We start from the raw sequence: 25206 nt of genomic DNA on the forward strand, positions 1-25206 counted from the left end.
CTGTCACAGCGCGGCTCCCCGGTTTCCGGGCTCCAATCCCCTACTCTGCGAGTCGATGGCGAGCTCGAAACTCTTCGCGCGGTGTGCTGCCGCGGTGGCCGCGACGCTGTGCGTCGTCGGCACGTCGGCGACCGCGTGGGCCGACCCGGACCCCAACACGTGCCCCTACCGGGTGACCACCCCGCCTGCCGTCGACTCCTCTGAGGTGCCCCAGGCAGGCGACCCACCACAACCGCTTCCCGTTCCGGCCAAGCCGGTGGGCGGCGACGCGCTGGCGGGATGCGGAGTGATCGTCGCGGCGGGCACGCCGCCGGTCCCTGACGACATCTCGGCCGAATCGTGGGTGGTGGCCGACCTCGACACCGGCGACATCATCGCCGCGCGCGATCCGCATGCCCGGCACCGGCCCGCCAGCATCATCAAGGTGCTGATCGCGATGCAGGCCATGAACGAGCTGCCGCTCAACAAGCTCGTCGTAGGCACACAGGACGACGCCAACGCCGAAGGCACCAGGGTGGGCGTGGACGAGGGCGGCAAGTACACCGTCAACGACCTGTTGCACGGCCTGCTGATGCACTCCGGCAACGACGCGGCGCACGCGCTGGCCATGCAGGTCGGTGGCTGGGATACCGCGCTGCAGAAGATCAACACGCTGGCCCGCAAGCTCGGCGGGCAGGACACCCGCGCCGCCACGCCGTCCGGCCTGGACGGGCCGGGCATGAGCACATCGGCCTACGACATCGGCCTGTTCTACCGATATGCCTGGGAGAACCCCACTTTCGCGAGCATCGTCGCAACGCAGAAGTACGACTTCCCCGGCCACCCGGCCAAGCCCGGCGACGAGGGTGACCATCCGGGCTACGAGCTGGAGAACGACAACCAGCTGCTCTACAACTATCCGGGCGCGCTCGGCGGCAAGACAGGGTACACCGACGATGCCGGGCAGACGTTCGTCGGCGCCGCCAACCGCGACGGCCGCAGGCTGGTGGCGGTGCTGCTGCGCGGCACCCGCCAGCCCATCCCGCCGTGGCAACAGGCCGCGCACCTGCTCGACTACGGCTTCGCCACCCCACCCGGAACCCGGATCGGGAACCTGATCGACCCGGATCCCTCCCTGCTGCCGCCCAAGCCGGATGCCGCCGCCGCCGTCAAAGCCAGTGGTACCCAGCTGCTTCCCGAGGCCGACGCGGTGCCGGTGCGGGTGGGTGTCGGGGTGGTCGGCACGCTGGTGGTGTTCTCGCTCATCATGATGGCGCGGGCGATCAACCGCAGACCGGTGCGCGGGCGCTAGACCCGGCGCTAGTCGCGTTCGCGCCGCCAGAGCCGCGAAACACCCAGTGCACCAACCGCACCCACCGCCATCGCGGCGACCGCCTGCCGGGTGCTCAGACCGTCATCCGGCCCCACCCGCGGCGAGATGACCGCCGGGCCCGGCGCCGGAACCGGGGCGGGACGCTCATTGTCCTTCGACGTGGCCGCCCACGCGGTGGCGAACAGCACCAGCCGAGCGGTGATGTAGGCGAACACCATCAGACCCAACACCGGGCCGAACGTCGCGCCGGCCGGACCGTGCACCACCGACCTCAGGTAGATCGAGCCGACCAGCTTGAAGATCTCGAACGCCACCGCGGCCATCAGCCCGGCGCGCACACTGCTGCGGAAGCTCACCGGCACGCGGGGCAAGCGCGCGATCATCCAGCTGAACAACAGCCACGACACCGCCCACGACATCACCAGCGAGAGGATCCTCAGCGCGCCGCCAAGCCCGGCCAGGTGGGGCACACCGACCCACTCCAGCACCGTCGTCATCAGCGATGGGTCCGCCAGCGCGGTCAGCGCGACAGTCGCGATGATCGCCACGAAGACCGACAGGAGCACCGCCAAGTCCGACAGCTTCGTGCGCAGAAAACCCTGTTCGTCGACGCGCTGCTCCCACATCTGGCTCAGCGCCTCGCGCAGATTCGCGGTCCAGCCCAGTCCCGCCCACGCCGCGGTCGCCAGACCGATCACGCCCACCGACGTCCGGGAGTCGATCGCCGAATCGATCAGTCCGATCAGCTGCTGGCCGAAGTCCCCGGAAACCGTTGTCCGGATTCGATTTTCGATATCGGCAAGCAGGTGCGGGCGGCTGGCAAGCACGAACCCGCCGGCCGCGAAGCCGACCATCAGCAGGGGGAACAGCGCGAAGATCGTGTAATAGGTGATGCCCGCGGCGTAGAAGTCGCCCTTGACGTTCTGATAGCGCATCCCGGCACGGATCGCGTGGTCGATCCAGTGGTAGCGGGCCCGCAGCCGGTCCAGGCGACCCGGTTCGGCCGGTTCAGACATGCCCAGCCCCTCGTCGTGTCACGAACTCGTCGGCAGAAACCCTAACCGGTCGTATACCCGTCCGATGGTCTTCGCAGACACCTCGCGAGCACGGTCGGCCCCCTTGGCCAGGATCGCCTGCAGTTCGCCCGGATCGGCGAGCAGTTCGTCGACCCGCTGCTGCAACGGGGTGACGTAGGAGACGACGGCGTCGGCGGTGTCCTTCTTCAGATCGCCATAGCCGCGGCCGGAATAACCGGCCACCAACGTGTCGATGTCGGTGCCGGTGACCGCCGACTGGATCGACAGCAGGTTGGACACCCCTGGCTTGGCGTCCACGTCATAGCGGATCTCCCGCTCGCTGTCGGTGACGGCCGAGCGGATCTTCTTCGCCGTGACCTTCGGGTCATCGAGCAGGCTGATCAGTCCGGCCTCGGTGGCCGCGGACTTGCTCATCTTGGCCGTCGGTTCCTGCAGGTCGTAGATCTTGGCCGTCACCTTGGGGATCATCGGCTCCGGGATGACGAAGGTGTCGGGGAAGCGGACGTTGAACCGCTGCGCGACGTCGCGGGCCAGCTCCAGATGCTGGCGCTGATCCTCACCGACGGGCACCAGGTCGGTGTCGTAGAGCAGCACGTCGGCGGCCATCAGCACCGGATAGGTGAACAGACCCACCGTCGTCGCCTCCGCGCCCTGCTTCTGCGACTTGTCCTTGAACTGCGTCATCCGCGAGGCCTGGCCGAATCCGGTGAAACAGCCCAGCGCCCAGGCCAGCTCGGTGTGCGCGGGCACGTGGCTCTGCACGAAGATCGTCGCGCGGTCGGGGTCGATACCCAGCGCCAGGTACTGGGCGGCGGTCACCAGGGTGCGGTGGCGCAGTGTGGCGGGGTCCTGCGGCACGGTGATCGCATGCAGGTCCACCACGCAGAAGAACGCGTCGTAATCGTCCTGCAGCCCGACCCACTGCCTGATCGCGCCAAGGGCATTGCCCAGGTGCAGCGAATCTGACGTCGGCTGGACGCCGGAGAAAACGACACGACGAGATGAGCTGTTCATGGTGCGTCAATCCTGTCACGAGTCCCATCCAGGACCGTCGAGTGGCATTAGCATCCTGCTTCGTGCGAGGAAGACTGGCGCTGGCCGCCGCTATGACGATGATCTGCGCGCTGGCAGGGTGCGGCAGCAACGCGGGTGACGAGAAGCGCCCGGCGTCGACGGCGGTGGTGATCGTGTCCGGCGGGGATGCGACGACGCCGTTCACCGGCCCCGAGCAGGCCTGCAAGACCGGGCTGGCCGCCGGCAACACCGACACCGCGCTGCGGGAGTATCTGCTCGGCAAGGGCTACACCGTCTACACCTCCCCCGCGATGGCGGGCCGCGGCCAGGTGGTCGACCAGACCGGTTTCGGACCGTTCGGCGTCTGCCCGATCACCTTGCCGGAGAACATGACCGTCGACTCGACGGGCAGCATCGACACCGCGGGCGAACACCTGGCCCGGTTCCTCACCTGGTTGCACACCGACAAGGGCGTCACCGAGGTCGACTTCGTCGGCCACTCGATGGGCGGGCTGTACTCCCGCGCGGCCATCCGGGTGCTGGCGTCGACGAACTCGCCGCTGAAGGTGCGGTCGCTGACTACCATCGGGACCCCGTGGCAGGGCTCCTACCTGTCGGATTTCGCCAACGGGCTGATCCCGCTGAGCGATTGCAAGGGCGACACCTTCTGCGAGACGTCGATGAAAGGCATGTCCGACGAGGTGAAGCGGCTCATGGCCGGTTCGGGCCGCGAGGTCAACCAGGCGTTCCTGATGGGCAAGAACGGCTGGAACGAATACCAGTCCGGGGTGCTCGACAAGATCCCGGTGGTGTTGATCGGCGGCAAGAAGTTCAACCCCAAAAATTCCGGCAGCGACGGGCCGGTGAACCCGGCGGTGTGGCCCAACGACGGCATCGTCGCACTGCAGAGCGCGCTCGCCAAGAACATCAGCGACCCGGTGCTGCCGCACCGGCGCTGTTCGACCTTCGACGACACCCACAGCATTTTCGTCTCCAATCTTGCTGGGCTGGAACAGAAAACCGCGCTGACGTGGGATCCGCAGGTGCTCGAAGTCGTGCACAAGGCCATCGACGATGCACCCAAGGCGCTTGACGGGCCCAACCGGGAAGGCTGCCCGTCGTAGTGCGCCGCATCCTGGCGCTGGCTGCCGTGGTGTTGCTGGCGGGCTGCTCGCACAGCGGCACCGGCGCCCGCCCACCTGCGCAGGCGGTGGTCCTGGTGTCCGGACTGGCCGGCACCGCCCCCTACACCGCGCCCGACGCTTCGTGTGCGATCGGTCTGCCGGCCGGCACCGATCACACCGCGTTGCGCGAACACCTTGCGGGGAAGGGGTATTCGGTGTTCACCGCCCCGGCGATGGCCGGCCCCGGCCAGGTGCACGACACACGCGGCTACGGCGCATTCGCCGCCTGCCCCGCGCCGCTGCCCGCGTCGATGACCCTCGACAGCACCGGCAGCATCGACCTCGCCGGCGAGCACCTGGCCCGGTTCATCGACTGGCTGCACACCGAGAGACACATCGACGAGGTGGATCTGGTGGGCCATTCGATGGGTGGACTGTTCGCCCGGGCGGCGATCCGCACCCTTGCGGCCGAGCAGTCACCGGTCACCGTCCGATCTCTGACGACGATCGGAACACCTTGGCAGGGTTCCTATCTGGCGAATTTTGTCGAGGGAACAGTAAAGCTGGGCGACTGCCTGGGCGACCAGTTCTGTGAAAGCCAGATGCAAGGCTATTCCAGAGATATTGCGGCCGTTCATGTTTCCGGTTCGGCGCGTGAGCTCGGGCAGTCGTATCTGATGGGCGCCAAGGGCTGGAACAGCTTTCAGGCGGGCGTGCTCGACAGGGTGCCCGTCACACTGATCGGCGGCAACCGATTCGACCGTGCGGGCGGCGGCCCGGCGGTATGGCCGAACGACGGCGTGGTGGAGTTACGCAGTGCCCTGGGCCGCGACATCGACGACGCCGTGGTGCCGCACCGGCGCTGCCGCGTCGTCGACGACACCCACAGCGACTACGTCTCGACGATCAGCAGGCTGCCCCGCGATACCGCCCTGACCTGGGACCCGCGGGTGCTGGACGCGGTGACCCAGGCGATCGACGGCGCAGCCGAGGCACTGAACGGCCGTACCCGACAAGGGTGCTGATGCCGACGTGTCCCCCAATCGGTGGACACGGAAAACGGCTGGTCAGCCGATCGACCTAAGGGTGGTGAACGCGAATGATTGTTCTCAGACCGAACGACATTCGAGAAAGAGGCACCACGATGACCACGAACCGCATCAAGGCTCTGATCGCAGCCCCCGCCCTCGCCGCTGCCGTCATCGGTGGTGCAGCGCTCACGTTCGCCGGACCGGCCAGCGCGACCACCACCTTGAACGACTACTCCCCGTACACCGACAGCTCCACGACCGGCAACTTCTACGCCCCGACCACCTACGCCACCCCGGCCACGACGTACGTCCCGTGGGGCGCCTGGATCAACGGAAACTACTAGACCAGGAAGACATGGGCCGGTTGCCTCCTCCCCCCCGAGGCGACCGGCCCATTTTTGTCGGCTCAGCCGAACTCGACGGTCACCGGTGCGTGATCCGACCAGCGCAGCGCGTAGGCCGCGGGCTTTTCGACCCGCGCCGACACTGTTCGTGCCGCCAGGCTCTCGCTGGCCAGGTGGTAGTCGATGCGCCAGCCCGCGTCGTTGTCGAACGCTTTACCGCGCCACGACCACCAGCTGTACGGGCCTGCGACATCAGGGTGCATCTGGCGCACGACGTCCACCCAGCCGGAGTCCAGCAGGTCAGTGAGCCACTGCCGCTCGCTGGGCAGGAACCCGGCCTTCTTGACGTTGGCCTTCCACGCCTTGATGTCGTTCTCGGTGTGGGCGATGTTCCAGTCGCCGCAGATCACCGCGTCGCGCCCGTCGGCCGTCAGCTCCGCCATCCGCTTGGCCAGTGCGGCCATGAACCGTTCCTTCTCCAGCTGGCGGTCGGTGCCGGCTTCACCGGTGTGCACATACACGCTGGCGACCGTGTGGCCACTCGCCAGATCAGCCTCGACATAGCGGCCGTGTAGCTCGAACTCGGTTGCCGCCAAGCCGATTCGGACCGCCTCGAACGGGGTGCGGGACAGGATCGCCACCCCGCTGCGGCCCTTGAGATGCGGGCTGGCCGAGGCCAGGTGCCAGCCGTCGGCCACCGCCGGCGCCAGCGCCTCGGCGATCTGCTCGTCGTCGGAACGGGTTTCCTGCAGGCACACCACGTCGGAGGTGGTCTGCGACAGCCAGGCCAACAGTCCGAGGTTCTCGGCCGAACGCTGGCGGACAGCGGCGCGGACGCCGTTGACATTGATGGTGGTCACGATCACGGGAGAAAACCTATCTTGCGGTACCGGCGGTATCACCTTTACGGTCTGGTTGTGGCGACCCGCGAATCAATCCATCTAGGTGCCGGCGAACCGATCCTGCTCCTGCACCCGTTCATGATGTCCTCCTACGTCTGGTCCGACGTTGCGCCCCGGCTTGCCGACACCGGCCGCTTCGAGGTGTTCGCACCGTCGATGGCCGGTCACAACGGTGGCCCGCGCAGCCGGTCGTTGATCCTGGACTCCTCGACCCTGGCCGACCACGTCGAGCGCCAGCTGGACGAGATGGGCTGGGACACCGCCCACGTCGTCGGCAACTCGCTGGGCGGCTGGGTGGCCTTCGAGCTCGAGCGACGTGGCCGGGCCAGGACGCTGACCGGGATCGCCCCGGCCGGCGGCTGGCACCGCTGGTCACCGGTGAAATACGAGATCGTCGGCAAGTTCATCGCCGGCCTGCCGGTGTGGCTGACCGCCCGGCTGCTGGGCGAACGCGCGCTGCGGCTGCCCGGCGTCAAAGCCGCAGCCACGGTGCCGATCAGCGCCACCCCGCAGGGCGTCACCGAGGTGCAGCTGCAGGAGATCCTCGATGACGTCACGCATTGTCCGGCCTACTACCAGCTGCTCATCAAGGCGTTGCTGATGCCGGGACTGATGGAGCTGACCGAGTTGTCGGTCCCGACGCACCTGGTGGTCTGCGAACGCGACCGGGTGCTGCCCCATCCAAGGTTCACCAAGCACTTCCACAAGCACATTCCGGAGATCACCAAGGTGACGCATCTCGACGGCGTCGGGCACATCCCGATGTTCGAGGCGCCGGATCGCGTCACGAACCTGATCGCCGACTGGGTCGACGCCCACGTACCGCCGGTGCGGCAGCCCAGCCCAATCAGTGAGGCGGGAGCTAGCTGTACTGACCACGGACGTTAGGGACGGCGTGGCGTGGTGACATGACGAAGACCTCCGAGTGAAGTGCGAGCTGTCTAGGAACGCACCAACTCATCTCGGAGGTCTTCGTGTCCCACCGTAACGCCCCGTTGTCTGAAACCGGACGCCTGCGACTGGCCCGTTGCGTCGTCGAGGACGGTTGGAGTCTTCGACGCGCTGCTGACCGATTCCAGGTAGCAGTGACTACCGCCAGTCGCTGGGCGAGCCGCTACCGCGAATATGGTCCGGCCGGCATGGTCGACCGCAGCTCACGGCCTCACCGCTGCCCCAATCAGACTCCAACACGTACCGAGCGGCGCATCATCAAGGTGCGTGTCATTCGCCGTTGGGGACCGGCGCGCATCGGTTATCTGCTGGGCCTGCACCCCTCGACGGTGCACCGGGTCCTCACTCGTTACGGCATGGCCAAACTGCGCTGGCTGGACCGCGGCACTGGCTGCGTGATCCGACGCATGCAACCCGCCGAGTGCGGCGAAATGGTCCACATCGACGTCAAGAAGCTGGGCAAAATTCCTGCCGGCGGCGGCTGGCGGATGCTGGGTCGCTCGGTGGGTAACCGCAATCACCAAGCCGACAAAAGCAGTGGACAGACCAACAAACGTCGACAACCGGTACGCGGCTATCACTTCCTGCACACCGCAATCGACGGCTATTCCCGGCTGGCCTACAGCGAGATACTCAGCGATGAACGCAAAGACACGGCCGCCGCCTTCTGGCTACGAGCCAACACCTGGTTCGCCCAACATGGCATCAACGTTCGAAAAGTGTTGACCGACAATGGATCATGCTATCGATCACATCCCTTCCGGGACGCACTGGGCACCATCGAGCATCGCCGAACCCGGCCCTATCGGCCACAGACAAATGGCAAAGTAGAGCGGTTCCACCGCACGCTGGCCGAAGAATGGGCCTACGCCCGGCTCTACCGCAGCGACACCGAACGCTGCGACGAGTTCATCACCTGGCTGCACACCTACAATTACCACCGCGGCCACACCGCACTCGGCGGCCAACCACCCGCCGCCCGCGTACCTAACCTCTCAGGTCAGTACAGCTAGCTGAGCGCCGAGTTGAAGGTCTTGCTCGGCCGCATCACCGAAGTGGTCTTGTCCCGGTCCGGGTAGTAGTAGCCGCCGATGTCGACGGCTTGGCCCTGCACCTCGGCCAGTTCGGCGATGATGGTGTCCTCGTTCTCGGCGAGGGTCTTGGCGAGCGGCGCGAAATGCTCGGCCAGTTCCTTGTCCTCGGTCTGCTCGGCAAGTGCCTGCGCCCAGTACAGCGCGAGGTAGAACTGGCTACCACGGTTGTCCAGTTCGCCTGCCTTGCGCGACGGATTCTTGTTGGCGTCCAACAACTCTCCGACCGCGGTGTCCAGCGTGGTCGCCAGCACCTTGGCCTTGGCGTTGCCGAACTTGTTGCCCAGATCCTCGAGGCTGGCGCCGATCGCCAGGAACTCACCGAGCGAATCCCAGCGCAGGTGGTTCTCCTCCACCAGCTGGCTGACGTGCTTGGGAGCCGACCCACCGGCACCGGTCTCGTACAGCCCGCCGCCGGCCATCAGCGGCACGATCGACAGCATCTTGGCGCTGGTGCCGAGCTCCAGGATCGGGAACAGGTCGGTGAGGTAGTCACGCAGGATGTTGCCGGTGGCAGCGATGGTGTCCTGCCCACGGATCACCCGCTCGAGGGTGTACCGCATGGCCCACACCTGCGGCAGGATCGTGATGTCCAGGCCCTCGGTGTCCTCCTCCTTGAGGTAGGCCTTCACCTTCTTGCGCAGCTCGTTCTCGTGCGGACGTTCGTCGTCCAGCCAGAACACCGTCGTCATCCCGGACAGCCTGGCCCGGTTCACGGCCAGCTTGACCCAGTCGCGGATGGGCGCGTCCTTGACGATCGGCATGCGCCAGATGTCGCCCTCTTCGACGTCCCACGACAGCAGAACCTCGCCGGTGTCGACGTCGACGATGTCGGCGACGCCGTCGACCGGGATCTCGAAGGTCTTGTCGTGGCTGCCGTACTCCTCGGCCTTCTGCGCCATCAGACCGACGTTGGGAACGGTGCCCATCGTGGTCGGATCGAACTGGCCGTGGGTCTTACAGAAGTTGATCATCTCCTGGTACATCCGGGAGAACGTCGACTCCGGGTTGACGGCCTTGGTGTCCTTGGTGCGGCCGTCGGCGCCGTACATCTTGCCGCCGAGCCGGATCATCGCGGGCATCGAGGCGTCGACGATCACGTCGGACGGCGAGTGGAAGTTCGAGATGCCCTTCGCCGAGTCCACCATCGCCAGCTCCGGCCGGTGCTCGTGGCACTTGTGCAGGTCTTCGATGATCTCTTCGCGCTGCGAAGCGGGCAGGGATTCGATCTTGTCGTAAAGGTCGGAGAGCCCGTTGTTGACGTTGACGCCGAGCTCGTCGAACAGCTTGCCGTGCTTGGCGAATGCGTCCTTGTAGAAGACCTTCACCGCGTGGCCGAACACGATGGGGTGCGACACCTTCATCATGGTGGCCTTGACGTGCAGCGAGAACATCACGCCCGTCTTGTACGCGTCCTCGATCTCCTTCTCGTAGAAGTCGATCAGCGCCTTCTTGCTCATGAACATGCTGTCGATGACGTCGCCCTCGTCGAGCTTGACCTCGGGCTTGAGCACGATCGGGTCACCGGTCTTGGGCGTCAGCACCATCTTCACGGTGCGGTCCTTGTCCAGCGTCATCGACTTCTCGCCGTGGTAGAAGTCGCCGGTCTTCATGGTCGCCACGTGGGTGCGCGACGCCTGCGACCACTGGCCCATGCTGTGCGGGTGCTTCTTGGCGTACTCCTTGACCGCCTTGGGCGCGCGACGGTCTGAGTTGCCTTCGCGCAGAACCGGATTCACTGCGCTACCGAGGATCTTGCCGTAGCGCTGGCGGATCTCTTTTTCCTCGTCGGTCTTCGGATCGCCCGGGAAGTCGGGGAGGTCGTAGCCCTTGGACTTGAGCTCTTTGATCGCGGCGATCAGCTGCGGTACCGAGGCGCTGATGTTGGGCAGCTTGATGATGTTGGCGCTCGGGTCCTGGGTCAGCTCGCCGAGTTCGGCCAGATTGTCCGGCACCTTCTGCTCGTCGGTCAGCCGGTCGCTGAACTCGGCCAGGATGCGCGCGGCCACCGAGATGTCGCTGGTCTTGACGTCGATGCCGGCCGCCTCGACGAACGTGCGCAACACCGGCAAGAACGCGTACGTCGCCAGCAGCGGCGCCTCATCGGTGAGCGTGTAGATGATGGTCGGGTTCTCGGCGCTCATTGCTGTTGTCTCCCGGGCGGTCAGTCAGGTGCTTTGGCGGCTATCAGTATCGCGTCGCTTCTGAACCTACGTGACCGCCGTCGTCGTATCTGTTGAGAGGTCTGCGTCACAGTCGTACCCGACGGCGCCAATAATCCCGCTGGCCTCCCGTTACGAAGGTCCGCTATGCTTTGACTCGGTCATGAGCGCCAGCGTCAAGCCCCGGCTCGCTGGCCGGCAACCCTCCAACCGCGGTGGGGTGCTCCGGGTGAAGACCAGGTTGAGCAGCTGCACGTAGCTGCACGGCAAGCGCGGGTCCGCTCAGAACGGGCCCCCAGAACAGATGGAGGTTCGTTTTTCATATGAGCACGTCAGACACCGAGGATCCGACCGCGAACTGGTCCTTCGAGACCAAGCAGATCCACGCCGGCCAAACCCCCGACGCCGCGACGCACGCCCGGGCACTGCCGATCTACGCCACCACGTCGTACACGTTCGACAACACCGACCACGCCGCCGCGCTGTTCGGGCTGGCCGAGCCGGGCAACATCTACACCCGGATCATGAATCCGACCCAGGACACCGTCGAGCAGCGCATCGCCGCCCTCGAAGGTGGCGTGGCCGCCCTGTTCCTGTCGTCCGGGCAGGCGGCGGAGACGTTCGCGATCCTGAATATCGCCGGCGCCGGCGATCACGTCGTCTCCTCCCCGAGGCTCTACGGCGGCACCTACAACCTGCTGCACTACACGCTGCCGAAGCTGGGCATCGAAACCACGTTCGTGACCGACCCCGACGACCCGGAGTCCTGGCAGGCGGCGATCCGGCCCAACACGAAGGCCTTCTTCGGCGAGACGATCTCCAACCCTCAAATAGATGTGCTCGACATCCCGGCGGTGTCGAAGGTGGCGCACGACAACGGCGTTCCGCTGATCGTGGACAACACCATCGCCACGCCTTACCTGATTCAGCCGATCGCCCACGGCGCCGACATCGTCGTGCACTCGGCGACCAAATACCTCGGCGGCCACGGCACGGCCATCGCCGGGGTGATCGTCGACAGCGGCAAGTTCGACTGGACCAGCGGTAAGTTCCCCGGCTTCACCACCCCGGATCCGAGCTATCACGGCGTGGTGTTCGCCGAGCTCGGACCGCCCGCCTACGCACTGAAGGCGCGCGTTCAGCTGCTGCGCGACCTCGGCTCGGCGGGGTCGCCGTTCAATGCCTTCCTGATCGCGCAGGGCCTGGAGACGCTCAGCCTGCGGATCGAACGCCACGTGTCCAACGCGCTGAAGGTGGCCGAATACCTGGCCGGGCACTCCGACGTGGTGTCGGTCAACTACGCCGGGCTGCCGACCTCCCCCGTGGTACGAGCGCGCAAAGAAGCTGGCGCCCAAGGGGACCGGCGCGGTGCTGGCCTTCGAGCTGGCCGGCGGCGTCGAGGCCGGGAAGGCGTTCGTCAACGCCCTGACGCTGCACAGCCACGTCGCCAATATCGGCGACGTGCGTTCGCTGGTGATCCACCCGGCGTCGACCACTCATCAGCAGCTGTCCGCCGAGGAGCAGTTGGCCACCGGCGTCACCCCTGGTCTGGTGCGACTGGCCGTCGGCCTCGAGGGCATCGACGACATCCTGGCCGACCTGGAGCGCGGCTTCGCCGCCGCCAAGTCCGTGTCGGCGGATGCCTCGGACCCGCGGGCCGTGGCGGCCCTTTGAGTGAGCCCGACATGACCCTCTCTGATGAGCGCACAGTGACGCTGCCCGCCGAAGGTGAGATCGGCGTCGTCGACATCGGCCCGCTGACGCTGGAAAGCGGCGAGGTGCTCGAGCACGTGTCGATCGCGGTGCAGCGCTGGGGCGAGCTCTCCCCCGACCGGGACAACGTCGTCGTCGCGCTGCATGCGCTGACCGGCGACTCGCATCTGACCGGGCCTGCCGGCCCCGGCCACCCCACCCCCGGCTGGTGGGACGGTGTTGCGGGCCCCGGCGCCCCGATCGACACCACCCGCTGGTGCGCGGTGGCCACCAATGTCCTGGGCGGCTGCCGCGGATCGACCGGGCCCAGCTCGCTGGCCCGCGACGGCAAACCGTGGGGTTCGCGATTCCCGATCATCACGGTCCGCGACCAGGTCAATGCCGATGTGGCCGCGTTGGCCGCACTCGGCATCACCGAGGTCGCGGCGCTGGTCGGCGGGTCGATGGGCGGCGCCAGAGCGCTGGAATGGATGGTCGGCTATCCCGACCGGGTGCGGGCGGCGCTGGTGCTGGCCGTCGGGGCCCGGGCGACCGCCGACCAGATCGGCACGCAGAGCACGCAGATTGCGGCGATCAAGGCCGATCCGAACTGGCAGGGCGGCGACTATCACGGCACCGGCCGCCACCCCGACGTCGGGCTGCAACTGGCCCGCCGGTTCGCCCACCTCACCTACCGCGGTGAGGTGGAGTTGGACAACCGGTTCGGCAATGCCGCCCAGGACGACGAGGACACGCTGGCCGGCGGCCGGTACGCCGTGCAGAGCTACCTGGAGTACCAGGGGGCCAAGCTGGTCAACCGGTTCGACGCGGGCAGCTACGTGACGCTGACCGAGACGCTGTCGAATCACGATGTCGGGCGCGGACGCGGTGGTGTGGCCGCGGCGCTGGGCTCGTGCCCGGTGCCGACGGTGGTCGGCGGGATCACCTCGGACCGGCTCTACCCGCTGCGGCTGCAGCAGGAGCTGGCCGGATTGCTGCCGAACTGCTCGGGGCTCAACGTCGTCGAGTCGATGTACGGGCACGACGGCTTCCTCGTCGAGACGGACGCGGTGGGCGAGCTCATCCGCCGGACCCTCGACCTGGCCGACGGCAACAGTTTCCGCACGCCGTGACGGAGTCGCAGCGCGAACGCTCCCTGTCCTTCGGGTCCGAGGCCGCCGCCTACGAGCGGGGCCGCCCGTCGTATCCGCCGGAGGCCATCGACTGGCTGCTGCCACCCGGTGCGAGCGATGTGCTGGACCTGGGTGCCGGCACCGGCAAGCTGACCACCCGACTGGTCGAGCGCGGCCTGAATGTGGTGGCCGTCGATCCGTTGGCCGAGATGCTCGAGTTGCTCAGCTCGGCACTGCCCGACACCCCGGCGCTGCTGGGCACTGCCGAGCAGATCCCGTTGCCGGACAATAGCGTCGACGCGGTTCTGGTTGCGCAGGCCTGGCATTGGTTCGACCCGGAGCAGGCCGTCGCCGAAGTGGCCCGGGTACTGCGGCCGGGCGGGCGGCTCGGGTTGGTGTGGAACGCCCGCGACGAACGCCTGGGCTGGGTCAAAGACCTCGGGCGCATCATCGGCCACGAGAACGCCCAGTTCAACGACACCACCACAGTGCCCGAGCCATTCGTCGACGTCGAGCATCATCGCGTCGAGTGGACGAGTTATCTGACACCGCAGGCCCTGATCGACCTGGTGGCATCGCGCAGCTACTGCATCACGCAGCCTGCGGCGGTGCGCAGCCAGACGCTCGCGGAGGTTCGCGAGTTGCTGGCCACCCACCCCGCGCTGGCGAACTCGACCGGGCTGGCACTTCCGTACATCACTGTGTGCTTGCGGGCGACGCTCGGCGATTAAGGTTGGCGGCCATGGGGGTGTCCGCCGACCAATGGCTGTCCACGCTGGGCGCAGCGGGGTTGGCGGCGTTCCACTGTCGGCGCGACGCGGACGGGATCGTCATCGTCTCGCGCACACCGGAATTCGTCGGCACCATGCAGACACTCAGCGGCACCCTCGACGAACGAACCCTGCTGTCCCAACTGACTGCGCGGTGGCCGACGGTGCCGGGCAGCGAACCGTTCGAGGTGGCGGCCGACGCCTCGACCTGGCGGTGCGTCCTGCAGCCGACCGACGGCGCGGACGACGACTATCTCGCAATTCTGCGGCTGTCGGACACGCTCCGCCCGCCCAACAACGCGTTCTCGACGATCGTGGAGAACCTGCCCGACATCGTCACCCGCTACACGCGCGAATATCGATGTCTGTACGCCAATCCCGCGTTGGGTGCGGCCACCGGCGTTCCGGCCGAGGCGCGATTCGGCAGGACCCTGGCCGAGATGGTTGCACCGGCCGAACTCGCAGCGGAATTCGAGGCGTGGTACTCCCGAGTGGTGGACACCGGCGCGCCGGTGGAGCTTGAATTCGCCTACACCGGGCCCGCCGGTCTGTGCCACTACCTCGGCCGGGCGACCCCCGAGTTCGATCACAGTGGTGAGGTCAGCGCCATCATGGCGGTGATCCGCGATGTCAGCGAAGTGAGACGGCTCCAGCATCAGCTCGAACACCTCGCCCGCACCGACCCGCTCACGTCGCTGCTGAACCGTCGCAGTTTCACCGACCGGCTGGACGTCGAACTGGCTCGCGTCCGCACGGGGCAGGCGGGCTTCAGCCTGCTCATGCTCGACCTCGATCACTTCAAGGACATCAACGACAGGTTCGGGCATGTCGCCGGCGACCGGGTGCTGGAGGCCGTCGGGCGAATCTTGCTGGCGGAAACCCGTCCGCACGACGTGGTCGCGCGACTGGGCGGCGACGAGTTCTGCATCGCGCTGATCGATACCTGTGCCGAGGATGCGCGTGCGGCGGCAGATCGGATTCGCCGACAGATCAGCGGTATCGAGGGTCAGGACGGCACGCCGATCGGGGTGAGCGTGAGCATCGGTGTCGCCGTCGCAGACGACGACGTCACGGCGCTGGACCTGCTCTCCCAGGTCGATGCATTGATGTATCAGTCGAAGCTCGGCGGTCGCCGTGGGTGATGACGCGCTGGCATGGCTGACCGCGGCGGATGTACCCGCCTTCCTCTGTCACCGTGCCGGAGAACGGATCGAGATCGTAGACCGCACAACGGCGTTCACAGCCGCAGTCGACTCGCGCACCGGATCGCTCGACGAACCCGGGATGCTGGCGCAATTGCCGGCGGCATGGCCCGGATCCCGCAGCTCGCATGCGGTGGCACCCCTTGCCGGCCTGCCCGACGTGCACTGCGTACTACAGGCACTCGACGAGCCGCCGACCCGCTGCGTGGGGATCCTGCGTTTCTCGACGGTCGCGCAGCGCGACAACGACACCTTCTTCACCACGGTCGAGGCGTTGCCCGATATCGTTGCGCGACTTGATCGCAACCATCGACACGTGTACATCAATCCGACGATCGAAAGCTTCACCGGGCTCTCCCCTCAGCAGATGATCGGCAGGAGCAAGCGCGAGATCGGCTTGCCCCAGCAGTTGGTCGAGGTCTGGGAACCGTTGGTCGACAAGGTATTCGACACCGGGGAGCCCGCCGAACAGGAGGACGTGCTGCCCACCATGCACGGACCCCGCCACTTCCTGACCCGGGTCGTTCCCGAGTTCAGGCCCGACGGCGCATTCCACACCGTGCTCAGCACATCGCACGACATCACCGGACTCAAAGAACTGCAATGGCAGCTCGAGCTCCTGGCCCGAACCGACCCCCTGACATCGTTGATGAACCGGCGCGGCCTCATGGAGCGTGCCGAAACCGAACTGCTGCGTGTGGGTCGACGCGAAGGACGTCTGAGCCTGCTCGTGCTCGACGTCAACGATTTCAAAACCATCAACGACTCGTTCGGACACGCCGCCGGCGACAGCGTGCTGATCGCGATCGGCCACGCGCTTCAGGAGGAAACCCGGGACGACGACTTCGCCGCCCGTCTCGGCGGCGACGAGTTCTGCGTTGGACTGGTCGACGTCGACGATTCCCATGCGGCATCCGTGGTCGAGCGAATTCGATTACGTGTCAACGCCCTTGGCGTCGGCGACGGGTGCCCGTGTGCGGTGAGCCTGAGCATCGGATTGGCGAGCGCCGGCGAACACGACCACAGCGTTTCCGATCTGCTCAACCGGGTGGATCAGCTGATGTACCGGGAGAAGTCCCGCGGCCGCGACCCGTTTTAGCCGGCCGCCCCGAACCAGCGCCCCAACGCCGCCTGGAGTTTCTTCCCATCGGCGAGCTCGAAATCGTCTGCGGCCCAGGCTACATAACCGTCCGGCCGGATGAGAAGAGCGGCGGGGCCGCCGGTGAGTTGCGTTTCAACGATGTCGACGCGGTCAGCCCAGCTTTGCGCGGCCGCTGCGGCGGCACCACCGCACAGATCCAGCAGCACCGGTCGCGCCTCGTGCAGCAGGCCCGCCACCGGCCGCCCGTCGTCGAGCGTCAGGTCCGGCACGAGGTGACCGGACAGCGGGTGGTCGTCACCGACGTCGTAACGCACGTCCGAGCCGGCGAGCAGCCGCCCCAGGTGTTGGGTGACCTCGGGAATGGCGATCAGCTCGGTGAAAAGCGCACGCAGTTCGGCCACTTCGGGGCCCGAGGCCATCAGCGCGCTCTGAGCCATCGAATGCATCATGACGCGGCGGCCCACCGGATGGCGCTCGGTTTCATAGCTGTCGAGCAGTCCGGGCGGCGCCCAGCCGTTGACGTCGGCGGCCAGCTTCCAGCCGAGGTTCACCGCGTCCTGCAGACCGAGGTTCAGCCCGGGACCACCCATCGCCGAGTGCACGTGGGCGGCGTCGCCGAGCAGCAGGACGCGTCCGGCCCGGTAATGCTCGGCCTGCCTGGTGTTCTGGCCGTCGATCCGGCGCTTCGCGTGCGGGCCCGGACCGCGTGGCTCCTCCAGTGGCACATCGACGCCCAAGATCCGCTGAAGGCTGGCCCTCAGTTCGGCCAATGTCAGCGGACCATCCTCGTCGGCGCGGCCCTCCTCCCGGGTTCCCACCAGCAGCACACCCGGCTGAAGGCTGCCGGCCAGTACCATACCTCTGTCAAACCTGTTGTGCCCGAACGGGATGTGCCCTATCCCGGGAATGTTCAAGCCACCGTCGGGTGCGCGAAGCTCGTCGGGCACGTCTACCTGGGCCAGCCGCGCGACGGTCTCCGACGTGGTGCCGGGGAAGTCGATGCCGACGCTCTTGCGCACCAGACTTCGGCCGCCGTCGGCCCCCACGAGGTAACCGGCGCTCAGGTCGTAGACACCGTCGGCGGTGGCGACGCTCAGCGCGACACCGTCCTCACCCGGCCGGAGCCCGGTCAGTTCGTGCCCCCACCGCAGATCGACACCGAGGTCGCGGGCACGCTTCTCCAGCAGCCGGACCAGCCGGGGCTGCGGCATCATCATCGCGTACATGGGGCTGGTGGACGGGTCGGGATAGGTCAGCTGCATCCCGGAGAACATCCATCCCGGCAGCGCCTGCGGCCTGTCCTCACCGGTGAACGCGGAGTACAGCCCGCGCATATCGAGCATCCGGACCACCTGTCCGACAAGGCCGTTGGCCTTGGGCTCGTCGCCGGCAGCGGGCAGGGCGTCGAGGACGACGGGGGTGATGCCGGCCAGGGCCAGTTCACACGCCAACATCAGGCCGTTGGGTCCGGCGCCGGAGATGACGACGTCGTGGTTTTCAGTCATGATGATTCCTCTTCGGTTCGGGAAGGCCCGCAACGACATCGGCGAAGCCCCGGCGCATCAGGCCGACGATCGGAACGGGCGGGTCGGCGGCGATGTAGGTGTCCATGGCGGCTTCGGCGACGGCACGGATGCTGGCGGCCACGAGGCGCGGATACATGTCGCGCACCGGGTCGGTCCCGGTGCGCTCGGCGATCGCCTCGATCCATTCGGCCATCAGGTTGTCGGCCAGCGCATTACGCACCTCGTTGGCCATGGTCAGCTCGACGAGCTGATCCAGTTGTGCACGCGTAGGCGCGAAGTCCTCGCCCATCTCGGCGAGCAACGGCTCGAGCACCGACTCGGCGATCGCCGTCCACAGCGGCTCGTCGACGGGCCACGAACGAAAGGTGCTCAGGCTGCGGCGCATTCGCTCGATCTGGCGGTAGGCGATCGCCTCGTATTTACCGGCGAAGTAATTGTTGAACGTGCGCAGGGACACCCCGGCGCGCTCCGCGATGGCCTCGCGGGTGACGTTGTCCAGCCCGCGCTCGAAGACCAGGTGCAGCGCGGCGTCGCTGAGCGCCCTGCGGGTGTCGGCCTTCTTGCGTTCGCGCAGTCCTTCGGTCACACCGCTACCGTACGCCCAAACTTGCATACCGTGCAAGATTGCCTGTCAGGCAAGTTTGTCTACGACGTCCCCAGCGGGTCGATCGTCGAGGCCACGTACACCATGATCACGCACACCGTCGTCATCGTCGCGAAGTCGACGCCGCGGGAGCGCACCACCAACAGGCCCGCCCGCTCCTCGGACAGCACCAACCGCAGCGCGGCCGCCACCCCCACCGCGATGCCGATCAGCAGTGAGCCTCGGCGCCAGAATCCGGCCGCCACCAGCACGAAGGCGACCACGAAGATCAGCCCCACACCGAGGATCGGCCACTGCGAGCGCACGACCCGCCCGGTGAAGGCGACGGCCTCCGCACGGGTCGGCAGTCGGCGCCTCGCGCGAGCCGTCACGGGGCCGCTTCGGCCAGTTCGACGACGTTGGTCAGCAGAAATGCCCGGGTCAGCGGACCGACCCCGCCGGGATTGGGCGACACATGGCCGGCCACCTCCCAGACGTCGGGATGGACGTCTCCGGTGAGCTTGCCCTCCACCCGGCTCACGCCCACGTCGACGACGGCTGCACCCGGCCGCACCATGTCGGCGGTCAGCATGTGCGGCACACCGACCGCGGCGATGATGATGTCGGCCTGCCGGGTCAACTCAGGAAGATCACGAGTTCCGGTGTGGCACAACGTCACTGTCGCGTTCTCGCTACGACGGGTGAGGAGTAGGCCCAGCGGGCGACCGACCGTCACACCACGGCCGATGACCACCACGTGCGCGCCGGCGATCGGCACGTCGAAGCGGCGCAGCAGGTGCACGATGCCGCGCGGCGTGCAGGGCAGCGGCGCGGCCTTGCCGAGCACCAGGCGGCCCAGGTTGGTCGGGTGCAGGCCGTCGGCGTCCTTGTCCGGGTCGACCCGTTCCAGCGCGGCGTTCTCGTCGAGATGGCGCGGCAGCGGCAGCTGCACGATGTAGCCGGTGCACTCGGGGTTGGCGTTGAGCTCGTCGAGGGTGTCGTCGAGCTGGGCCTGGCTCACGTCGGCGGGCAGATCCCGGCGGATCGAGGTGATGCCGACCTTCGCGCAGTCGGAGTGCTTGCCCTTCACATACGCGTGCGAACCGGGGTCGTCGCCGACCAGGACGGTGCCCAGTCCCGGGGTACGTCCCGCGGCGGTCAGCGCCGCCACACGGTCTTTGAGATCGACGAAGATCTCGTCACGGGTGAGCTTGCCGTCCAGGCTGATAGCGACCACGACCGTATTGTTCCATTGACCGAACGCCATCGTTGACAGCACTGTTCAGGGCGTGGTCAGCTGCGGTTATGAACGATGCGCCCGATGTGTTCAGCCCGGCCACGCTCGGCCCCATCACGCTGCGCAACCGGACCATCAAGTCGGCCACGTTCGAGGCGCGAACCCCCGACGACGTCGTCTCCGATGACCTGATCGCGTTCCACCGGGCGATCGCCGCCGGCGGCATCGGCATGACGACCGTCGCCTACACCGCGGTGAGCCAGGGCGGGCGCACCAACGGCGGACAGATCTGGATGCGTCCGGAAGCGGTGCCCGGCCTGCGCAGGCTCGCCGACGCCGTGCACGCCGAGGGTGCGGCGATCAGCGCGCAGATCGGGCACGCCGGCCCGGTCGCTAATGCCCGCTCGAACAAGGCCGCGGCGCTGGCCCCGGTTCGGTTCTTCAACCCGCTGTCGATGAAGTTCGCCAAGCACGCCACCCGTGACGACATCAACAACGTCATCGCCGCGCACGCCTCGGCAGCCCGGTTCGCCATCGACTCCGGATTCGACGCCGTCGAGATCCACCTCGGCCACAACTATCTGGCCAGCTCGTTCCTGTCCCCGATGATCAACCGGCGCACCGACGAGTTCGGCGGGTCGCTGGAGAACCGGGCCAAGGTCGCCCGCGGCATCGTGATGGCCGTGCGCCGTGAGGTCGAGCGCCTGGGCCCGGCCCCGATTGCGGTGACCGCCAAGCTCAACATGGCCGACGGAGTGCGCGGCTCGATCCAGATCGAGGAGTCGCTGCAGACCGCCAAGTGGCTGGAGGAAGACGGCGGCCTGGACGCGATCGAACTCACCGCGGGCAGCTCACTGCTCAACCCCATGTACCTGTTCCGCGGCGACGCCCCGGTCAAGGAGTTCGCCGCAGCGCAGAAATGGCCGCTGAACTGGGGCATGCGGATGACCGGCAAGAAGTTCATGCGGGAATACCCCTACCGGGAGACGTACCTGCTGCGCGATGCCGAGCAGTTCCGCAAAGAGCTGACCATGCCGCTGATCCTGCTCGGCGGCATCACCAACCGCGAGAGCATGGACCGCGCGATGGCCGCGGGTTTCGAGTTCGTGGCGATGGGCCGCGCGTTGCTGGCCGAGCCCGATCTGCTCAATCGCATCCAGGCCGACGGGGACGCGCACTCGGTGAAGTCGCTGTGCACGCACTGCAACAAATGCATGCCGACCATCTACTCGCGGACCCTTTGTGTCGTGACGGGCGGTCCGGCATGACGGGAAGACGGCGCCACTACCGATAGAGTTGGTCTCGATGACTCGACCAGCCGCGCCCGATCTGACAGTTCGGTACGACGGGTCGGAGCGTACTTTCGCCGCAGGGCACGATGTCGTGGTTGGCCGCGACCTCCGTGCTGACGTGCGAATCGCCCACCCCTTGATCTCCCGCGCCCATCTGGTGCTCCGTTTCGACCACGGCCGATGGATGGCCATCGACAACGGCTCCCTGAACGGCATGTTCGTCAACGGCCGCCGGGTGCCGTCGGTCGACATCAGTGACGGCCTGACCGTCAACGTCGGCAATCCCGATGGGCCACCGATGAGCTTCGGCCTCGGCCGCCATCAGGGCTCGGTGGGACGCCCGCCGCAGACGTCGTCGGTGCGCATGTCGGTCCCGCCGTCGTCGCCGTCGTGGCCGGCCAACCCGAGCCGGGGTGTGCCGACCGCCGGGCAGTGGCAGCCTCCGCCGTCGCAAGCCCAGCCGACCCACCAGCCGCCGGTGTATCCGACCAGCGGCTCGCGGGCGCAGCCGACCTACCACCCGCCTGCCGCGACGGGGCCGGTCGGCCATCAGCAGGCGGCGGCACCCACCCAGATGCGTCCCGCCGTCGGCAAGCCCGCGCAGCCGTCGTCGAATCTCGCGACGTCGATGCTGAAGATCCTGCGCCCGGGCGCACCCAGCGAGGTGCCGCCGGGCGGGATCAAGATCGGTCGCGCGACCGACAACGACATCGTCATCCCCGACGTACTGGCGTCGCGCCATCACGCCACGCTGATCCCGACACCGGGCGGCACGGAGATCGTCGACAACCGCAGCATCAACGGCACGTTCGTCAACGGCAGCCGGGTCGACACCGCGATGCTGAACGAGGGCGACACCGTCACGATCGGCAACATCGACCTCGTCTTTGCCGGCGGCACGCTGGCCCGGCGCACCGAGACGTCGGCGGCCACCGCCACCGGCGGTCTGGACGTCCGCGCGGTGACATGGACGATCGAGCACAACAAGACGTTGCTGGACAACATCTCGCTGACCGCGCGCCCCGGCACACTGACCGCGGTGATCGGCCCGTCCGGCGCGGGCAAGTCGACGTTCGCGCGACTGGTCGCCGGCTACACCCATCCGACAAGTGGCACAGTCACTTTCGAGGGTCACAACATTCACGCCGAGTATGCCTCGCTGCGATCCCGGATCGGCATGGTGCCGCAGGACGACGTGGTGCACGGCCAGCTGACCGTGAACCAGGCGCTGATGTACGCCGCGGAACTGCGGCTGCCGCCGGACACCACCAAGGAAGACCGCCAGCAGGTGGTGGCCCAGGTGCTCGCCGAGCTGGAGATGACCCAGCACCAGAACACCCGGGTGGACAAGCTCTCCGGCGGTCAGCGCAAGCGCGCCTCGGTGGCGCTCGAGCTGCTGACCGGCCCGTCGCTGCTGATCCTCGACGAGCCGACGTCCGGCCTGGACCCGGCGCTGGACCGCCAGGTCATGACGATGCTGCGCCAGCTGGCCGACGCCGGCCGCGTGGTGTTGGTGGTCACCCACTCGCTGACCTACCTCGACGTGTGCGACCAGGTGCTGCTGCTGGCGCCCGGCGGCAAGACGGCGTTCTGCGGTCCGCCCAGCCAGATCGGACCGGCGATGGGCACCACCAACTGGGCCGACATCTTCAGCTCGGTCGCCGGCGATCCCGACGGCGCCTATCAGCGCTACCTCCAGCAGACCGGGCCTACTCCCCCACCGCCGCCGGTCGAGACGCCGTCGAACATGGGCGAGCCGACGCACACCAGCTTGCTGCGCCAGTTCTCCACGATCGCGCGTCGCCAGATGCGGCTGATCATCTCGGACCGGGGCTACTTCGCGTTCCTGGCGCTGCTGCCGTTCATCATGGGTGTGCTGTCGCTGTCGGTGCCCGGCACCGTCGGCTTCGGCGTACCCAATCCGATGGGTGATGCGCCCAACGAACCCGGCCAGATCCTGGTGCTGCTCAATGTCGGCGCGATCTTCATGGGCACCGCGCTGACGGTGCGCGACCTGATCGGTGAACGCCCGATCTTCCGAAGAGAGCAAGCCGTCGGGCTGTCGACGACGGCGTACCTGCTGGCGAAGGTCTGCATCTACGCGGTGTTCGCGATCGTGCAGTCGACCATCGTCACGGCGATCACGATTGCCGGCAAGGGCGGTCCGACGCAGGGATCGCTGACGTTCCTGAGCCCGACGCTGGAACTGTTCGTGGTGATGGCGGCGACGACGGTGACCGCGGCGATGGTGGGCCTCGCACTGTCGGCGCTGGCCAAGTCCAACGAGCAGATCATGCCGCTGCTGGTGGTCGCGGTCATGAGCCAGCTGGTGTTCTCCGGCGGCATGATCCCGGTGACCGGACGCCTGGTGCTCGATCAGCTGTCCTGGTTCACCCCGGCGCGCTGGGGCTTCGCGGCGTCGGCCTCCACGGTCGACCTGATCAAGTTGGTGCCGGGACCGCTGACGCCGAAGGACCGGCACTGGGAGCACACCGCGTCGGCGTGGTGGTTCGACATGGGGATGCTCGGCGTGCTGTGCATCGGGTATCTGTCGCTGGTGCGGTGGAAGATCCGGCTGAAGGGCGCGTGACGTCCGGTAGGCCAGCTTCCGTTGAGATGCAGCGCAACTGAAGTTCGTGTCGCGGTTGACTGCTGTTCATCCAGCGTCCATAGCGTGCCGCGCATGAGGATGAAAGCGGCGGCGCTGGCCGCAGCAGTGAGCCTGTCGGTCGTGCTGGCCCCCGTCGCGGCGGCCGACCCCAGTGTCGACAAGTTCGGCGGGTGGAACCACCTCGTCGACAACGGCGGCCAGGTGATCACGATCTGGAAGATCACCGACCTGAAGCCCAGCACAGACACCATCCCCGGCTATCCACTGGCGGGCAAGCTGTGGGAGGCGACGGCCAAGGTGCGCGCCGCCAAGGGCACCGTCACGCCGATCATCCCGGACTTCAACGCGCGCGCCAATGGCGCCAACTACCCCGTGCTGTGGCAGGCCGCCACGCCGCAGGGAATCAGCGGCGCGACACTGCAGCAGGGTGACACATCGTGGGGCAAGCTGTATTTCGACGTCACCGGGCCCGCGCCGACCTCGGTGGTCTACAACAACGGGGTCGAGGATCTGCTGGTCTGGAAGTAGCCCGGCGCGAATCACTCACCCACGTAATCGAGTTGATCGATAGTTGGCGGCGGGTCTGCAGTCCCTGACGGCTGTCCGTAGACTCCGGTGCATGCTGCGCATCTCGTCGACCCTGGTGGCGGGTGTCGCATCTCTCGTGCTCACATCGTGCAGCGGGTCCCAGCCCGAGGCGCCGTCACCGAGCCCGGTGGCCACGCCGAGCGCGGTTGTGCAAACGACGCCCGGCGCGCCGGGCTCCGGACAGCCATGCCATTTCGCGCCCGTGCGCAACCTCATCGAGTGGCACAAAACCAGCCACCCGCCCAGTGCCGATGGCTCGACCGGGCCACCTGCCTCGGCCGTCAAATTCGGTGACGTGAACCTCGTGGGCTGCAAGAGTTCGCTCGACGGATGGGTGGAAAGACACTCAGACAGCGCGGCCGACACCGCTGCCGGGTTTCGCGACTGCTCCGAAATCGCCTGGGCTGACGACAATCCCGGCTACAACGTCCACGCCGTGCCGGCACCACGCTTGAAGAATGTTCTCTTGCGAGCAGGCAACGACTGTTGACCGGGCCGGCAG

Annotated in this window: 22 protein-coding genes, 1 pseudogene and 1 riboswitch; of the genes and pseudogenes, 15 read left to right on the plus strand and 8 right to left on the minus strand. The window is 67.3% G+C overall.

The window, feature by feature from the left end; translation table 11 throughout:
* The first annotated feature begins 55 nt into the window (after nucleotides 1–55).
* Nucleotides 56–1291 carry a D-alanyl-D-alanine carboxypeptidase family protein gene (locus D3H54_RS22385; protein ID WP_149381270.1) on the plus strand — a complete coding sequence of 412 codons (1236 nt, stop codon included), beginning with the start codon at nucleotides 56–58 and terminating at the stop codon, nucleotides 1289–1291.
* An 8-nt stretch (nucleotides 1292–1299) separates the two neighbouring features.
* On the opposite strand, the gene yhjD is transcribed toward D3H54_RS22385, so the two are convergent.
* Both yhjD and trpS read right to left on the minus strand, forming a co-directional pair.
* Entirely contained in the window at nucleotides 1300–2328 is a 1029-nt protein-coding gene (gene yhjD, locus D3H54_RS22390) for an inner membrane protein YhjD (RefSeq protein WP_149381272.1), read from the minus strand.
* 18 nt (nucleotides 2329–2346) lie between these two features.
* The gene (gene trpS / locus D3H54_RS22395; protein WP_149381275.1) at nucleotides 2347–3363 is read right to left on the minus strand and encodes a tryptophan--tRNA ligase; all 1017 of its coding nucleotides are present in this window, start codon (nucleotides 3361–3363) and stop codon (nucleotides 2347–2349) included.
* A 62-nt stretch (nucleotides 3364–3425) separates the two neighbouring features.
* Between trpS and D3H54_RS22400 the strand changes: the two genes are divergently transcribed.
* The 3 genes from D3H54_RS22400 to D3H54_RS22410 all read left to right on the plus strand — a co-directional run bounded on the left by D3H54_RS22400 (nucleotide 3426) and on the right by D3H54_RS22410 (nucleotide 5862).
* Complete coding sequence (locus D3H54_RS22400; protein ID WP_353620033.1) at nucleotides 3426–4487, plus strand: alpha/beta hydrolase; 1062 nt, start codon at nucleotides 3426–3428, stop codon at nucleotides 4485–4487.
* Nucleotides 4487–5512: an esterase/lipase family protein gene (locus D3H54_RS22405; protein ID WP_149381277.1), complete on the plus strand. Its 1026-nt coding sequence runs from the start codon at nucleotides 4487–4489 to the stop codon at nucleotides 5510–5512. Before D3H54_RS22400 ends, D3H54_RS22405 begins: the two co-directional genes overlap by 1 nt.
* A 119-nt stretch (nucleotides 5513–5631) precedes the next feature.
* The gene (locus tag D3H54_RS22410) at nucleotides 5632–5862 is read left to right on the plus strand and encodes a hypothetical protein (protein ID WP_149381278.1); all 231 of its coding nucleotides are present in this window, start codon (nucleotides 5632–5634) and stop codon (nucleotides 5860–5862) included.
* A 62-nt stretch (nucleotides 5863–5924) separates the two neighbouring features.
* On the opposite strand, the gene D3H54_RS22415 is transcribed toward D3H54_RS22410, so the two are convergent.
* Nucleotides 5925–6728, minus strand: coding sequence for an exodeoxyribonuclease III (locus D3H54_RS22415; RefSeq protein ID WP_149381280.1), 804 nt, complete (start codon nucleotides 6726–6728; stop codon nucleotides 5925–5927).
* 51 nt (nucleotides 6729–6779) lie between these two features.
* On the opposite strand from D3H54_RS22415, the gene ephH reads away from it, so the two are divergent.
* Together ephH and D3H54_RS22425 are read left to right on the plus strand one after the other, a co-directional pair.
* Complete coding sequence (gene ephH / locus D3H54_RS22420) at nucleotides 6780–7652, plus strand: epoxide hydrolase EphH (protein ID WP_149381282.1); 873 nt, start codon at nucleotides 6780–6782, stop codon at nucleotides 7650–7652.
* An 86-nt stretch (nucleotides 7653–7738) separates the two neighbouring features.
* Complete coding sequence (locus tag D3H54_RS22425; protein WP_149381284.1) at nucleotides 7739–8728, plus strand: IS481 family transposase; 990 nt, start codon at nucleotides 7739–7741, stop codon at nucleotides 8726–8728.
* On the opposite strand, the gene D3H54_RS22430 is transcribed toward D3H54_RS22425, so the two are convergent.
* Nucleotides 8725–10950: an NADP-dependent isocitrate dehydrogenase gene (locus D3H54_RS22430; RefSeq protein WP_149381286.1), complete on the minus strand. Its 2226-nt coding sequence runs from the start codon at nucleotides 10948–10950 to the stop codon at nucleotides 8725–8727. The genes D3H54_RS22425 and D3H54_RS22430 overlap by 4 nt on opposite strands.
* A 177-nt stretch (nucleotides 10951–11127) precedes the next feature.
* A riboswitch (SAM riboswitch) is annotated at nucleotides 11128–11247 on the plus strand.
* A 44-nt stretch (nucleotides 11248–11291) separates the two neighbouring features.
* Between D3H54_RS22430 and D3H54_RS22435 the strand changes: the two are divergent.
* The 5 genes and pseudogenes from D3H54_RS22435 to D3H54_RS22455 all read left to right on the plus strand — a co-directional run bounded on the left by D3H54_RS22435 (nucleotide 11292) and on the right by D3H54_RS22455 (nucleotide 16864).
* Nucleotides 11292–12642 (plus strand): annotated as a pseudogene (locus tag D3H54_RS22435) (bifunctional o-acetylhomoserine/o-acetylserine sulfhydrylase).
* An 11-nt stretch (nucleotides 12643–12653) separates the two neighbouring features.
* Nucleotides 12654–13793, plus strand: coding sequence for a homoserine O-acetyltransferase MetX (gene metX / locus D3H54_RS22440; RefSeq protein ID WP_149381289.1), 1140 nt, complete (start codon nucleotides 12654–12656; stop codon nucleotides 13791–13793).
* On the plus strand, nucleotides 13790–14524 hold the full coding sequence (locus D3H54_RS22445) for a class I SAM-dependent methyltransferase (protein WP_149381291.1): 735 nt from the start codon (nucleotides 13790–13792) through the stop codon (nucleotides 14522–14524). The genes metX and D3H54_RS22445 overlap by 4 nt, the downstream gene beginning before the upstream one ends.
* A gap of 11 nt (nucleotides 14525–14535) precedes the next feature.
* Nucleotides 14536–15705, plus strand: a complete 1170-nt coding sequence (locus tag D3H54_RS22450) for a GGDEF domain-containing protein (protein WP_149381293.1) — start codon at nucleotides 14536–14538, stop codon at nucleotides 15703–15705.
* Nucleotides 15698–16864, plus strand: coding sequence for a sensor domain-containing diguanylate cyclase (locus D3H54_RS22455; protein WP_149381295.1), 1167 nt, complete (start codon nucleotides 15698–15700; stop codon nucleotides 16862–16864). The genes D3H54_RS22450 and D3H54_RS22455 overlap by 8 nt, the downstream gene beginning before the upstream one ends.
* On the opposite strand, the gene D3H54_RS22460 is transcribed toward D3H54_RS22455, so the two are convergent.
* The 4 genes from D3H54_RS22460 to D3H54_RS22475 are packed head-to-tail and all read right to left on the minus strand — an operon-like array spanning nucleotide 16861 to nucleotide 20213.
* Nucleotides 16861–18372 (minus strand): FAD-dependent monooxygenase, encoded by a 1512-nt coding sequence (locus D3H54_RS22460; protein WP_149381298.1) that lies wholly within the window; start codon nucleotides 18370–18372, stop codon nucleotides 16861–16863. The genes D3H54_RS22455 and D3H54_RS22460 overlap by 4 nt on opposite strands.
* Complete coding sequence (locus D3H54_RS22465) at nucleotides 18365–18979, minus strand: TetR/AcrR family transcriptional regulator (RefSeq protein ID WP_286198975.1); 615 nt, start codon at nucleotides 18977–18979, stop codon at nucleotides 18365–18367. The genes D3H54_RS22460 and D3H54_RS22465 overlap by 8 nt, the downstream gene beginning before the upstream one ends.
* A gap of 59 nt (nucleotides 18980–19038) precedes the next feature.
* Nucleotides 19039–19344 (minus strand): DUF3017 domain-containing protein, encoded by a 306-nt coding sequence (locus tag D3H54_RS22470; protein WP_149383685.1) that lies wholly within the window; start codon nucleotides 19342–19344, stop codon nucleotides 19039–19041.
* 20 nt (nucleotides 19345–19364) lie between these two features.
* Entirely contained in the window at nucleotides 19365–20213 is an 849-nt protein-coding gene (locus D3H54_RS22475; protein ID WP_149381302.1) for a bifunctional methylenetetrahydrofolate dehydrogenase/methenyltetrahydrofolate cyclohydrolase, read from the minus strand.
* Nucleotides 20214–20281: 68 nt separating this feature from the next.
* Here D3H54_RS22475 and D3H54_RS22480 point away from each other — a divergent pair, with 68 nt between their 5' ends.
* The 4 genes from D3H54_RS22480 to D3H54_RS22495 all read left to right on the plus strand — a co-directional run bounded on the left by D3H54_RS22480 (nucleotide 20282) and on the right by D3H54_RS22495 (nucleotide 25194).
* A complete protein-coding gene (locus D3H54_RS22480) occupies nucleotides 20282–21481 on the plus strand; it encodes an NADH:flavin oxidoreductase (protein WP_149381304.1) in 1200 nt (399 codons plus the stop codon).
* Nucleotides 21482–21518: 37 nt separating this feature from the next.
* Nucleotides 21519–24095: an ATP-binding cassette domain-containing protein gene (locus D3H54_RS22485; RefSeq protein WP_149381306.1), complete on the plus strand. Its 2577-nt coding sequence runs from the start codon at nucleotides 21519–21521 to the stop codon at nucleotides 24093–24095.
* Nucleotides 24096–24188: 93 nt separating this feature from the next.
* Complete coding sequence (locus tag D3H54_RS22490; RefSeq protein WP_149381309.1) at nucleotides 24189–24644, plus strand: MPT63 family protein; 456 nt, start codon at nucleotides 24189–24191, stop codon at nucleotides 24642–24644.
* Between the two features lie 91 nt (nucleotides 24645–24735).
* Nucleotides 24736–25194 carry a hypothetical protein gene (locus D3H54_RS22495; protein ID WP_149381311.1) on the plus strand — a complete coding sequence of 153 codons (459 nt, stop codon included), beginning with the start codon at nucleotides 24736–24738 and terminating at the stop codon, nucleotides 25192–25194.
* Nucleotides 25195–25206 lie beyond the last annotated feature (12 nt).

Origin of the sequence: Mycobacterium sp. ELW1 (genome assembly GCF_008329905.1) — a bacterium.
Taxonomy (GTDB): domain Bacteria; phylum Actinomycetota; class Actinomycetes; order Mycobacteriales; family Mycobacteriaceae; genus Mycobacterium.